This is a genomic window from Rhodococcus sp. IEGM1339 (assembly GCF_050321925.1).
Classification (GTDB): Bacteria; Actinomycetota; Actinomycetes; order Mycobacteriales; family Mycobacteriaceae; genus Rhodococcus; species Rhodococcus pyridinivorans.
Genome location: NZ_JBNQFT010000018.1, coordinates 32,810 through 45,339 on the forward strand (window position 1 = coordinate 32,810; position 12,530 = coordinate 45,339).

At 65.8% G+C, this 12,530-nt stretch carries 9 protein-coding genes and 1 pseudogene; 6 read left to right on the forward strand and 4 right to left on the reverse strand.

Annotated elements, in window-relative coordinates; genetic code table 11:
• On the forward strand, positions 1–1,380 hold the full coding sequence (locus tag ACQR3U_RS16320; RefSeq protein ID WP_163376769.1) for a Mu transposase C-terminal domain-containing protein: 1,380 nt from the start codon (positions 1–3) through the stop codon (positions 1,378–1,380).
• 2 nt (positions 1,381–1,382) lie between these two features.
• A complete protein-coding gene (locus tag ACQR3U_RS16325; protein ID WP_163376768.1) occupies positions 1,383–2,192 on the forward strand; it encodes an AAA family ATPase in 810 nt (269 codons plus the stop codon).
• A gap of 221 nt (positions 2,193–2,413) precedes the next feature.
• On the opposite strand, the pseudogene ACQR3U_RS16330 reads toward ACQR3U_RS16325, so the two are convergent.
• Positions 2,414–2,541: pseudogene (locus ACQR3U_RS16330) on the reverse strand (acyl-CoA desaturase); the annotation flags it as partial.
• 1,684 nt (positions 2,542–4,225) lie between these two features.
• On the opposite strand from ACQR3U_RS16330, the gene ACQR3U_RS16335 reads away from it, so the two are divergent.
• The gene (locus ACQR3U_RS16335) at positions 4,226–4,591 is read left to right on the forward strand and encodes a MerR family transcriptional regulator (RefSeq protein WP_372477653.1); all 366 of its coding nucleotides are present in this window, start codon (positions 4,226–4,228) and stop codon (positions 4,589–4,591) included.
• 290 nt (positions 4,592–4,881) lie between these two features.
• The gene (locus tag ACQR3U_RS16340; RefSeq protein WP_230810890.1) at positions 4,882–5,334 is read left to right on the forward strand and encodes a response regulator; all 453 of its coding nucleotides are present in this window, start codon (positions 4,882–4,884) and stop codon (positions 5,332–5,334) included.
• A gap of 49 nt (positions 5,335–5,383) precedes the next feature.
• On the opposite strand, the gene ACQR3U_RS16345 is transcribed toward ACQR3U_RS16340, so the two are convergent.
• Together ACQR3U_RS16345 and ACQR3U_RS16350 are read right to left on the reverse strand one after the other, a co-directional pair.
• Entirely contained in the window at positions 5,384–5,587 is a 204-nt protein-coding gene (locus ACQR3U_RS16345; RefSeq protein WP_230810948.1) for a cold-shock protein, read from the reverse strand.
• Between the two features lie 371 nt (positions 5,588–5,958).
• Complete coding sequence (locus ACQR3U_RS16350; RefSeq protein WP_230810891.1) at positions 5,959–6,702, reverse strand: GAF and ANTAR domain-containing protein; 744 nt, start codon at positions 6,700–6,702, stop codon at positions 5,959–5,961.
• A 2,894-nt stretch (positions 6,703–9,596) separates the two neighbouring features.
• Between ACQR3U_RS16350 and ACQR3U_RS16355 the strand changes: the two genes are divergently transcribed.
• Complete coding sequence (locus ACQR3U_RS16355) at positions 9,597–10,058, forward strand: DUF5994 family protein (RefSeq protein WP_230810892.1); 462 nt, start codon at positions 9,597–9,599, stop codon at positions 10,056–10,058.
• 294 nt (positions 10,059–10,352) lie between these two features.
• On the opposite strand, the gene ACQR3U_RS16360 is transcribed toward ACQR3U_RS16355, so the two are convergent.
• A complete protein-coding gene (locus tag ACQR3U_RS16360; protein ID WP_230810893.1) occupies positions 10,353–10,589 on the reverse strand; it encodes a hypothetical protein in 237 nt (78 codons plus the stop codon).
• 773 nt (positions 10,590–11,362) lie between these two features.
• On the opposite strand from ACQR3U_RS16360, the gene ACQR3U_RS16365 reads away from it, so the two are divergent.
• A complete protein-coding gene (locus ACQR3U_RS16365; protein ID WP_269065827.1) occupies positions 11,363–12,523 on the forward strand; it encodes a tyrosine-type recombinase/integrase in 1,161 nt (386 codons plus the stop codon).
• The last annotated feature ends 7 nt before the right edge of the window (positions 12,524–12,530 follow it).

A 12,530-nucleotide genomic window follows, 5' to 3' on the forward strand; every position in this document is an offset into this window, starting at 1 on the left:
ATGGACGGGCCGCAGCGGTGGCGAATCCTCCGGCTTCACGTCGAGGACGGCATCTCGCTGACGACCCTGGCCCGTGACACCGGCACCGGGCTGCGGACACTGCAACGCTGGCACCAGCTTTACAAGACCGGCGGCATCGCGGCGTTGGAGCCGCGGCCACGACGCGACACGGGATCTCGACGCACTCCGGCGGAACTGGTCACGTTTCTCGAGCACCTCGCGCTGACCCGCCCACGCCCGAGCACCGCTGCATTGCACCGGCTCACCACGGCCGAAGCGGGTCGCTTGGGGCTGACGGCCCCGAGCTATGCCACGGTCCGCGCCATCGTCCACGCTTTGGACCCGGCCCTGGTGACGCTTGCTCTGGAGGGGCCGGCAGCATATCGGGACCGCTATGAACTGGTGTTCCGCCATCGCGCCGAACGGCCGAATGTGACGTGGCAAGCCGATCACACCGAACTCGACATCCTCATCACCGGCGCCAGCGGCACCCCCGACCGGCCCTGGCTGACGGTGGTGATGGACGACTACTCCCGCGCGGTCTGCGGGTACATGGTCTTCACCGGGGCGCCATCGGCGATGAACACCGCGCTGGTGCTACGACAGGCGATCTGGCGCAAGACCGAACCGGCCTGGGCGATGTGCGGACTACCCGACGTCCTCTATATCGATCACGGCAGCGACTTCACCAGCCGCCACCTCGAGTACACCGCGGTCTCACTGAAAATCCGCCTCATCTTCTCCACCGTCGGTCGCCCGCAAGGCCGAGGCAAGATCGAGCGGTTCTTCGGCACAGTCAACACCGAGCTCCTGGCCACCCTGCCCGGACATCTGGCACCAGGGGCCAAGACACCTCCATCTCTGGATCTACCTGCGCTCGATCAGGCGATCGCCGGTTTCATCGCCACCTACAACGAGCGGACCCACCGGGAGATCGGGACGAGCCCGAAGAAGGCGTGGATCGGTGACGGGTGGTTGCCACGCATGCCCGAATCCCTCGATGAACTCGACGGACTGCTGCTGACGGTGCCCAAGCACCGCACCGTGCAGCGTGACGGCATCCACTTCCAAGGCCGGCGCTACCTCGCGCCAACTCTGGCACCGTTCGTTGGCCGCCCGGTGACGATCCGCTACGACCCGCGTGACATCTCCGAGGTTCGCGTATACGACCGCGACACCTTCCTCTGCGTGGCCATCGATGAGGCGCACCCGAACCAACGGGTAAGCCTGCAAGAAGTCGAGACCGCACGCCGAGCCCGCCGGCGCCAACTGCGCAAAGACATCAACGACCGCATCCCGCGTATCGCCGATCGGGCCGAACCGCGCACCGCCGCCCCCGGAGCGCGGCCAACCAAGCTGCGCACCTACGAAGAGGACTAAGGATGGCCAAGGACTTCATCATCACCAAGGAACATCGCCGGTTCACCGAGTTCGCCACCGCGGTACGCAAGGAACGCACCATCGGCATCTGTCACGGCGACGCCGGCATCGGCAAGACCCAATCGGCACGCCGATACGCCCACTGGGACACCGTGGAACCGTTCATCACCGAATGGGGGCCGCGCACCGAAGACGACGCCAAGCTTTATGCAACTGCGAACCGGTGCCGGACCGTGTTCTACACCCCCGAGGTGCTCCCCAGGCCCAAAATCCTCATGCACGAGATCGCGCACCTGCAGACAAAGCTCGGCATCTGCATCGACGAACACCAGCGCAACATCGGCAAAGTCACCGGCGCCCACTCAGGTCACACCAACAAGTGGGTCGAGCTGCTCATCATCGATGAAGCCGAACGACTGGCCCCGACCGCACTCGAACTCCTCCGTGATGAACACGACCGCTACGACCTGGCGATCATCCTCATCGGCATGCCTGGCATTGACCAGCGGTTTCGCCACTACCCTCAGCTCTACAGCCGCCTCGGATTTTCACACCGATACCGGGCACTAGGACGCGAGGAACTGCTCTTCGTCCTCGATCGCCATTGGAAACGCCTCGGCCGCACTCTTGACCCAGACGACTTCACCGACGCTCAAGCGATCGCCGCGATCGAACGCATCACCCGGGGCAACTTCCGCCTCCTCGAACGCCTCTTCCCTCAGATCGCCCGAGTGCTCAAGATCAACCAACTCGAGACCATCACCGACGACGTCATAGAATCCGCCGCCAGCATCCTCGTGATCGGAAACTAACGCCCCCAAGCGATCACAGAAAACCGCCGCAAAGCACTCAAACCCACAGACACGATCGAGTGCCGGACCGTTTCGGGGTGTGCTGTTTGAGGATTGGCCGGAGGAATCGAACTCGTTCCGAAAACGGTCGTTTATGGAACGGCCCTTAACCGGTTGGATGATGGGCAGCTGTGATCTTTGGCGATAAATGGCAGCTTTTTCCCAGGGCTAGAAGACGGTGCTATGTACCGAGCGTCACGGATGCCGCGGGATTGTTCGACGTCGCGTCGGATCTCGTCCGGTTCCCGCCCGAGACGTCGATGTCGGCATCGGTGAGATGAGCGAACTCGTTGATATCGGTGATGGCCACCGAGGGTCCTCCGTAGGAAAGATAGGTTCACCGGCACCAACTATCGGCGCAGGTTACTGGCTAGATACAAGGTTCCGGAACCTTGGCATCGGTCGCGGTGCGACCGAACCGACAAGGACCTGCCGGTGCAGCGCGTCGAACACCCGCCTTGACCAGATGGTGACGCGGCGATGCTCGGTCGGACCGCTGACCCGAGCGACAGTGGCCGGTGCCGCCAGGCGCAGCCCGTGGGTGGGCACGTAGACCACGGGTGAACACCACCTGATCATCGAGCGCTGCTCGGCCGCACCCTGTAGCCGAGCGCGGAATCGGGCAGTAGCGGTTCGACGCGAACCCCATCCCCAGTGTTCCGTATGTGCGCAGCTCTTAGGCTGATTCGGCTTTGGGGAGTAGAATTCCGATGTGACCGACCTTCGGAGAAGCCTGGCTTCTCCTCACCCGGTATCGCCAGGTGAGTACGGAGGCCGGTCACCTGCATTCCGCGGGGTGCCCTGTACACGCCGGTGACTGTGTATCAGCATGTCGCGTTCCCGAAGCGACCGCGCTGGCCAGGGCACTTTCGGTGTTGGCGGGTTTCTCCAGGTCGATGATCCGTCGCGCGTCCCCTCGTGCCGCATGCCATCGCGGCCTCACCTGAGCGGCCCGGAAAACCACGAACACTATATCGGCCAGCTGCCACGGTACGAGGTCGAGACGAGCGGTGACCACGTTGTCTGGTGGCGACTGTCGGCGACCATAGGCTTGAGTCGACCGCGTTTTTGTTGCCGAGGGCGGTGTTACGTGGTGCGCTGACCCGCCGGATCGTCGGTCGCCAGCGGTCTTTCCCTTAAGGGTCTGCGCCCGAATCTTGTTCGAGAGCAAGGTGATCGCTCTAGGAATGCCGTTGCATTTGCGCCATCGCACCTTCCTGAAGGACTGGACGACGACCCACAGAGAATGTGGCAGTCGGAGCGCGATGCGGTGACGAAGTCGGGGCTGGGCCTGCAGGAAGGTGCATTGGGTCCTGCCCTCGGGATGTCATCGAAAAGCACTGTGTGCGCCGTCTACCGGGTGGCGTCGGCATCGACCACGCACACGCACTCCGACCGCTCGGCCTGAAGTCCGCCGCGTACCGACGCTCGAGACTCCCACACCCCCCAGAAATTCATGCCTGAGCTCGAAACCGTTCGGGGATCGCTTCCAGCTCTGCCGTTTGCTCGGGGTCGGGAGTCGCGGAGCACCGTTGCGGCGCACCCCACTCAGTGCGAATTCTGCAGCCGAAACTATAGATATTCGGAAGGATGTGTTGTAACTTATCTTCCGTACAGGAGAGAAGGTCCAGGAGACGGGGCAGAGGACGAACTGCCCGCATGAATGTGTGAACTGTTGCGGGGCGGGACACGTCGAAGATGTGACGATCGACTCGGCGTTGTCCCGCCCCTGCCGGACACATCGACACCGGCGCGGTGTCGGACCGGGACGGTGCCGAGGTGGGCTGTCCCGGATCGGGGAGGAGCTACGACCAGGAGGTGGTGCACGGTCAGTTGTCATTCGAACGCGTCCCGTCGACCGCGGCCGGACGCTATGACGCAGGCCGATCCGTGCCTGTGAAGTTCCTTGTAGATGAACATCCGTTCCAGGCCCCGGCGCCGCGCAGGCGCCGGGGCCTTCGTCCGCCGATCGGGAAGGCCTGCTCGTACCGTCTGTGACTTCGCATCAGCACCGCCCGCACGACAACCTCGACGATGAGGACTTCCCGGCCTACAGCATGGGACGCGCCGCCGAACTGCTCGGCGTCACCCCCGCATTCCTCCGGAGCCTGGACACTGCCGAACTCATCATCCCGACGCGATCGCCGGGCGGGCACCGCCGCTACTCCCGCTACCAGCTACGTCTGGCCGCCCGCGCCCGCGAACTGATCGATCAGGGCACCGCACTCGAGGCGGCCTGCCGCATCATCATCCTCGAAGACCAACTCGCCGACGCCCAGCGCATCAACGCCGAACTGCGCCGAGCACACCGACACCCGACGACCGGGCAGGGCGCCCCACCCGAGAACACCACCGAGTAACCGCCTCGATCCGGACCTCGTCACCCGGCGTGGGTTATCGGCGCCCGCAAGGGTTATCCCCCGGGTGGCCGGCCGGTGGTGACTGCCAGCGACCCCCGGCCGGTCAGGTACTGCCGGTTCAGCAGCGCAGCCGGCAGTACCGCCCAGACGACGTCGCCGCCGTGCCCATCGGCCGCGCCCCCGCGAAGCCATCCCCGAGCCGGGCACCGGCACGGGGGAGTCAAGGGGGCACCGGCGTAGCGTCGAACGGGTTCGAAGACTATGCACTCTGAATCCCGGGAGAACGCACGATGACCGACTTTGCGCAGCCCGTCGTCGTTCTGCTCGTCGAGGACGACCCCGCCGACGAACTGTTGACCGCCGAAGCCCTGGGCGAGCACAAGATCACCAACCGTGTGCATGTGGTGCGGGACGGGTATCAGGCTCTGCGCTTTCTGCACCGGCACGGCCCGTACAGCGAGGCGCCCCGCCCGGATCTGATCCTCCTCGATGTGCACCTGCCCCGGTCCAGCGGAATCGAGGTGTTGGACCGGATCCGGCTCGATCCGGATCTGCGGGACATTCCCGTGGTGATGCTCACCGCCTCGGTCGCCGAGGAAGATCTTCTGCGCAGCCGCCGGCTGCCGGCCGACGCCTACATCGTCAAACCGGTCGATCTTGCGCAACTTGCTGCGGTGGTCCGCCGCATCGACGACTTCTTCTTCCAGGTCGTCCACGCCCCCACCTCCGCTGATCACCGCTGATCACCGCTGAGACAGCGGAATCGAGCAGAGCGGCGCTTCGGGTCGTCACTCACAGCCGACGTACCCGGCGGGCGTGGCGCCCTTTCGGGCCCACACCCACGTCGAATTGCACCTCGTGGCCGTCCTGGAAGACGGGGACGTTGCTGCATTCGATGTCGGTGTGCTCGACGAACAGGTCGCCGCCGCCGTCGTCGGGAGCGATGAAACCGAAGCCCTTCTCACCGTTGAACCACTTGATCACCCCGCGTGCCACCGCCACCCCGCCCTTCCTCGATACCACCGAGGTCGATGCCTGATTGTGTCATCGCTCGGTTCGATGAGCGGTGGCATTCGACGAGGACGCGAGGACCTTCAGCACGGCAGGGCCGCCGCGAGGGCGGGGCGGGACCGATTCTCCGGGTCAGTCGCAGGGTGGTCCCTGGATGTAACGCTAGAGGCGAAAGTCCATATGTGTTTGTCGGCAGTCCCCGCTTTTCTCCCTCCTCGGAGTGACGGGGCCGCTCGGTCCGCGCATTCCTCCCCCGTGTGCGTGGATCGGCGGGAAGCCCGGTGGTGCACACCCGGGGTTTCCGCGCCGCTGTCGGCGGTGCTGCGGACCGCCGACCGGTCGCTTTCGCGAAACGATCAGGGATTGTGGGCGCGGCCGTGCCGCTCGAGCATGGTGCGGGCCAGGTCGGCGACTTTGAGGTTCATCTGCTGGGAGGTGCGGCGCAGTGCGTCGAAGGCCTCGTCGGCGGTCATCTTCTCCAGTCCCATCAGCAGCCCGACGGCGGTGCCGATCTCGCGGTTGCTGAGCAGCCCGGCCCGCAAAGACGCGATGTCCTGATCACGGCTGACCGCGGTCGCGGTCACCGACGCGAAGGCAGCAAGCACACCGGCCTGGGCGGCGGCCTCGGTGGTGAACGCGCCCGCAGTGGTGGAGAACAGGTTCAGGGCACCGACCTTGTGCTGGTCGATGGCCAACCGGAAACCCATCACTGCGCGCACCGGGGTGGTCTCGACCACCGCGCGGGCGAGTTCGGGCCACTGGGAGGCGGTGCGCAGATCGGCGTCGATCTGCGGGATGTTCTCGATGATCGCATCGACGCACGGGCCCTGTCCGAGCCGCCGCTCCAATGCGTCGATGCCGGCGGCGATGTCATCGGTGGCGGCGACGGTGACGTACTGTCCGCGCTGCTGCAACATCACGCTGGCGTGGTCACAGCCCGGCACCAGCAGGGTAGCGGCGACGCAGATCGCCGCATACACCTCGCTCGCATCGGAGCCGCTGTACAAGATCTCGGCCAGCGCGGAGAACACCGTGGCCGGATCCGCCCGGGTCGGCTCGGGGATCAACGGGAACTCGGCCACCGCGTCCTTGTCGGTCATCACATAAGGATTTCACGCCCCAGATGGCAGCCGGCACCGGGGATTACCCGCACGGTAACCACCACGAACTTGAAGGCGCCCACCGGAGCGTCCATCCGCAGTACGGACGGTGCCATCACTGTCCTACCGCAGATGCGGCACGACCCGGGAGCTGCCGCATGGCACGCCCATCCGGCATTGCGCCCCTGCTCGCGATCGTCGTCGAGCGGCGGCGGGACCTTACGTGGGTCACGTTCGGATGATGCGGCCGAGGTAAGAGCGCCGATCACCGACTCCGCGATCTACCCGATGATCAGCCAGGGAACCCAATTCACGGGAGAGACGATGATCCGAACCGAAGCAGGCTTACCGAATGGTAAGTAGGACCCATGGCTTCACCCGGCCGGGAGCACATCCGCCGAGGATAGTGGCACCGTCAGCTGCGCTGCTGAACCGACGGCACCCTCACCGTGCCGACCCAGGAGCCGACGACGACTCCACGCTACGCCTCTGCCCGGGTGTTCTATTCCCAGCGTCGCCGAGCCGCAGTGCGATCAGTGCCTTCCGGCGGGTACGGACGATCCGGCGTCCCGTGAGGGAATGGCACCCGCGCGATGCTCGCGCATCACTCTGGGGCGGAGCCGATGCGAACCCGGAGTTTGTTTACTCCTGCAAATCCGGACGCATACTCGAATAACCCCTTCCCCAAGGGTGGATGACCGGCCGACACTGGCGTCCAGGAAGGGTCGGCCGGTGGGCACGGTCGGATCCTACAGAAAGTCCACTTCTGCGGGGTTCGCCCGGCTCGACTCCCGGACGCGGCCCCGTCTGGCTGTGCCCACTTCTGAGCCGGGGGAACGCTGGGAGGAGGGTCCTACCTGGCACGAAGGCCAGAATCCGACACGTCCCCGAGGAACCGGTGTCCTGCGCCATTCGACCTGAGGCACGAAGAGGCCACTGACCAGCAGTGCCTCAACAAGGTGGCAAAGCGGCGCCGTGGCGTTTCTGCCACATTGGTGAGGCAAGTCCTTGGCCGGCTCTCGGGACATATGCTGCTCGACGGGCACAGGCGCTCGCGTGACCAACGATCCCTGGCGATCGTGAGGCGTTGCGCAACGGTTACGACGAAGACGCACTGCTGCATGCCAAGAACCAACCCCGGTGACCGGCAAAGCACATTCTTCGAGGACCAGAATGCGCAGCACGGCATCGACAATTGCACACGTACGCAGCATCGCGGGCACTACGGTGCTCACCACGCCGCGGCGGAACGATGCCGCTGTCCCAGTCGTTCCTATCGATGTATTGCAGATCCGATCGATGTATTACAGATCCGACCCTTTTTGTCTGCGCGTAGCCCGATAAACTGATCGGCACCACCGGCACCCCCTGCGCGGTGGTCGAGACCCCGCCGACGTGGCTTCCGCCCGGCCGGTGGGGTTTCTCGTCGATGTGAACACACAGCTATCGCTGGGGTCGGAATGGTGGGACGCTGGACAGAGCCGGATCGGATGCGCCCCGCAGGGGGCTGCGCAGCCGTTCCGGTCACCACTGGCAGATTCGTTCGATGACAGAAGAACGCGTACGTTTCGGTTCCACCGCGAAGGGGGCACACGGTCGGTACCCAGGCCGGTCTATCCGGAGAGCTCAGCTCGGGGAGGCATCGCCAGTTCAACCCAGCAGCTGGCGATGCCGTCTTCGCACTCGTGCACCCGCACCGGCCTCCTCGAAACCTGAAAAGCGAACGTGAACTGCCGCGTCCATTCCGACCAGGACGATGAGCAACAGCACCGTGCGAGCTTTTCCGCGAATTCAGGAGATCATGGCTCACTGCTGCACGTGGTCTCGGCTGATCGGCGAGGCTTCCACGACAGAGGATTCGCTCGTACCACTCTCCTTGGTGGTGGGCACCGATGCAGTTCGGAGTCGGAGCCCGTTCCACGGAAGTCCCGATGGATCCGGAGATGTTCCACCGACGAGGAGAGACCATGAGTTTGGCGTACTACACCCTTCCCGACGGTCGTGAAGCCGGCTACGGAGTCGCCGCCGAGTGCGACGATTCCCAGTGCCATCAGCTGATCGACCGTGGGCGCGGGTATCTGTGCGGGGACAATCCCCTCGGGCGTAAGGAGGACGACGAAGCGGGGTGCGGCAACTACTTCTGCCTCGTGCATCTGCCCGACCACCGGTGCCCGGTGCCGGGATGCGATATGCCCTGCGATGACGCGTTGCCGTGTTCGCTGGTGCGTGGTCACGATCGGCCGCACCGGAACACCACCGCCCGGCCAGGCACGCGTACGCGTCGACGCTCACCCCCGAGACGCCCGTGACCACCTCACACACCGGCGCTTGTCCCACCTCGATACCTGGGGGCGGTGCCCACACACCGGATCGGAGAATTCGGCGGGCCGCATCCAGCGCCGAGACGGCCGTCGCAGGCGCGGGCCGTCGGCCGTCGCTACGGTCATTCCGCCGGTGGCGTCGTCCCGGGACGGGCAGGTCCCACCGAGGGATGCGACCTGGCCGGCTCTCCTGCAGGCCGACGCCGCGCCTTGGCGGTCTGTGCGCTGGCCGCCACGTGGGCTCTCTCGCGGTGTGCCAGGGCCACGGTGTGCCGATTGCCGACCACGTGACTGTGGGAACAGTAGGCTGGAGGTGCCGGGGCCTGAAGTGCGAGACCATGCCCGGTCTCGTCGGCGCCGTCGACATGAGCAGGCCGCCCTGCGGCCCAGTCAGGAGCGTCGCGATGACGCTGCACCACACCCGGATCCGCTCGGATCGCTCCTTTTCTCGTCTTCCCGCCGGACCTCGGCGACTGCGCGGTGATTGCCGCGAGTACCAGGTCCGGTGGACAGCCGCCACGGACCTCGGATGCCGGCACCGGCCTCCATCCGGACCCGACACGAGGGTATGACATGAGCAGACTTCCGCGGCGCCTGTTCACCAACGGTGACCTGGGGCTTTTTCACGCCGCCGCCGACGGTGGACAGCCCTTCGACGTGCCGACCCGCACGGTGCGGCTGCTTCTGCGCGACCCCGACGAGCACTCCGCCGGCGTCGACGGCGCCTGGTGGCCGCGGGGCGACAATGTCACCGCCGAACTCCACAACCTGGTCTCCGCACTGACCTCCCGCCTGGGACGAACCGAACGGATCGCCTTCGACTGGAATGCCCTGAGCATCTCCCAGCGAGGTATCGATCCTCCGGACGGTCTCGACTTCGTCGGACCGGCACCGGATCAGCCACACAACCAGATGTACGTTTTCGGCCGAGACGGAACCTGCCTCCGGTTGTTGATCATCGAGCCCATGCTCGATGCCGACCGAGCGTACGAAGACATGCAGAAGGCCGTGGCACCGAATACCGAACAAGTCTGAGCAACCTAGTTGTTCGGGTCATCGACAGACCCTCGCGGTGCTGCCGTGTCACCACGACAGGCCTGAATGTGCGTAGCTTTCATCCGGTCCCACCAGTTCCCAGCAGAGGATCACACCCGCACACCGAAGACCACCGGGGGATTCGGACCCGCGACGAACCCATCCGCCTCCAGGCGAGGATCTGCACAACTGAAGGAAAGGCGCCGGACGATACCCATGCTCCCCATGATCGAGGCAGTGCTGCGGACCCACTACCGCCTCCTCCGAGTCCCGCTGGCGGTATTCGAGCAACACCTATCTCGTCCTGCCGGGCAGGGCTCTGCCGTGCATTCGGCCTGCCGACAAGTACTGATCACGTGTGACCGCACGGCCGCGCACGTTCTGCGTGACGGGACGGCCGGCCATGCCGCCGACTGGGCCGAACAGCGCCACACCGCCGACCGCCACGCTCACGCCCGGAAACAACACGACCGAGACCTGCGGGACGCAGCAGTACTCGACGAGCACCGCCGTCGATTCCTCGACAGCCACTACCAGGCTGGACACACCTCGCCACCGGCCCATTCATCGAAGACACCACCGAAAGCCGCCGACGGTAGCGTTGAACAACGATGATCCATGATATTCGGATGTGCGCTCCGGGGGCCTCCCGCGCCGAGAACCGCCAAACGATCTGAAGGAATGCGCAGACGAGGGGATCTCCCGTCACGAGATACGGGCAGTGCACCTCATCCTAAAATCCACAAATAGGCTGTAGGTTCTCGCCCAACTTGTCAGTCGGGCAGCGCGTGGACCTGCGGCGTTCCAATTTCGTGTCCGTCAGTGATTCTCGCGAACTTGTCGGAGGCCTCAGGAATTCCGACCCCGTCTCGCTGCGCGCCTGCCCTGAACTGGGGAAACGCGGAGATGAGGGCGTCCTACCTGAGAGGCCGCGCAAGAATGTCAGCGGTAAGCAGCATGGAGATGTCACCAACCGACGACATATACGTTCGACATCTCCCCAGCTCAACCACCGACCCCTGCCCCGGACGCTGCTGACATTCCGTGCGGCCTGCTGCTGACATTGAGTGACGTTTCGCCAGGTCGACCTGCTGGCAATTTCGTGCGGCCTCTCACCTACACCGCTGAGCGAAACCGCACGATAAGGCGACCCGATCCCTTGTCACTCACGGTTTGTGTGAAGTCAGTGATGATAATTGTCATTAGCGCACCATCTCGCCCGAAACCCCTGTTGAGCGCGTTTTCCGGTGGAAACCTGTCCGGGCAGGGCGGTAGGCTCTGGTTTCGTGCCCGACGACCTGCTGATGCGCCATCCGGACCCCTCCGACGCCTCTGTGTCGACCGCCGCGGAGCCCGCCACGCCGTCCGTGCCGGCTCTGTCGGTCGAGACGATCACGCAGGTGGCCGGGACGGCGGCGCGGTCGCGGTCCGAGTCGACCCGCCGCAACTACGCCGCCGACTGGGACCGGTTCACCGCCTGGTGCCAGCGCGAAGGGCATGTGGCGTTGCCGGCGCATCCGCTCACCGTCGCCGCCTACCTCCTCAAGGCCGCCGCCACGGTGACGGAGGCGGGGGAGCGGGCCTACTCCCCGGCCACCCTGGCCCGCTGGGTCGCCGGCATCGGCTACCACCACCGCCGCGCCGGCCATCCCGCCCCCGGGGCGGACGAGATCGTGGCCGCGACCTTGTCCGGGATCCGCCGCGACTACGCGGCGGCGGGACAGCGGCCGCGCACCCCGCGGGCACCGCTGCTCACCGCCGACATCGTCACCATCATCGACAAGGCACGCGCCGACTGCGACGGCTGGGCCGCCGAGGTCCTCGAACGCCGCGACAGTGCCATCCTGCTGCTCGGCTTCGCCGGGGCGTTCCGCCGCAGCGAACTCGTCGCCCTCACCTGCAGCGACGTGTCCGTGCACCGGCTCGACGGGCTGCACATCAAACTCCGCAAATCGAAGACCGATCAGGAGGGGCGGGGGAGTATCCGGGCGCTGCCGTTCACCCACTCGCATGCGAGTTGCCCGCCGTGTGCGTGGCTGCGGTGGGCGCAGATCGTCGCCGCCTCCGACTCCGGGGGCCGCCCCGCCGTCATCCGGCTGCTCCGCACCGCCGAACCGTTCGAGACGCACGTGTGCCGCGGATCGCGGCCGCGCATGGTGCCGAGCTCGCCGTGGTTGCGGTCGATCCGCAAGAACGGCAACCTCTCCGACACCGCCCTGTCGGGCGCGGCGGTGCACAAGGCGATCCGCCGCCGCGCCGAACAGGCCGGCTACGACCCCGAGACCGTCCAGCAGCTCGGTGGGCATTCATTGCGGGCCGGATTCGTCACCCAGGCCTTCCGCAACGGCGCGAGTGCGCACGCGATCATGCGCCAGACCGGGCACAGCACCCCCGCCATGCTCGAGACCTACGCCCGCGAACACGCCCCGCTCATCGGCAACGCCGTCACGAATCTCGGACTGTGACCGCGAA

What these genes read in the sequence shown, in the direction of transcription:
- ACQR3U_RS16350 (WP_230810891.1), bottom strand. Translation starts at nt 6,702, where the DNA reads ATGACCGACAAGGACGCGGTGGCCGAGTTCCCGTTGATCCCCGAGCCG.
- ACQR3U_RS16320 (WP_163376769.1), top strand. Translation starts at nt 1, where the DNA reads ATGGACGGGCCGCAGCGGTGGCGAATCCTCCGGCTTCACGTCGAGGAC.
- ACQR3U_RS16325 (WP_163376768.1), top strand. Translation starts at nt 1,383, where the DNA reads ATGGCCAAGGACTTCATCATCACCAAGGAACATCGCCGGTTCACCGAG.
- ACQR3U_RS16355 (WP_230810892.1), top strand. Translation starts at nt 9,597, where the DNA reads ATGAGCAGACTTCCGCGGCGCCTGTTCACCAACGGTGACCTGGGGCTT.
- ACQR3U_RS16365 (WP_269065827.1), top strand. Translation starts at nt 11,363, where the DNA reads ATGCGCCATCCGGACCCCTCCGACGCCTCTGTGTCGACCGCCGCGGAG.
- ACQR3U_RS16340 (WP_230810890.1), top strand. Translation starts at nt 4,882, where the DNA reads ATGACCGACTTTGCGCAGCCCGTCGTCGTTCTGCTCGTCGAGGACGAC.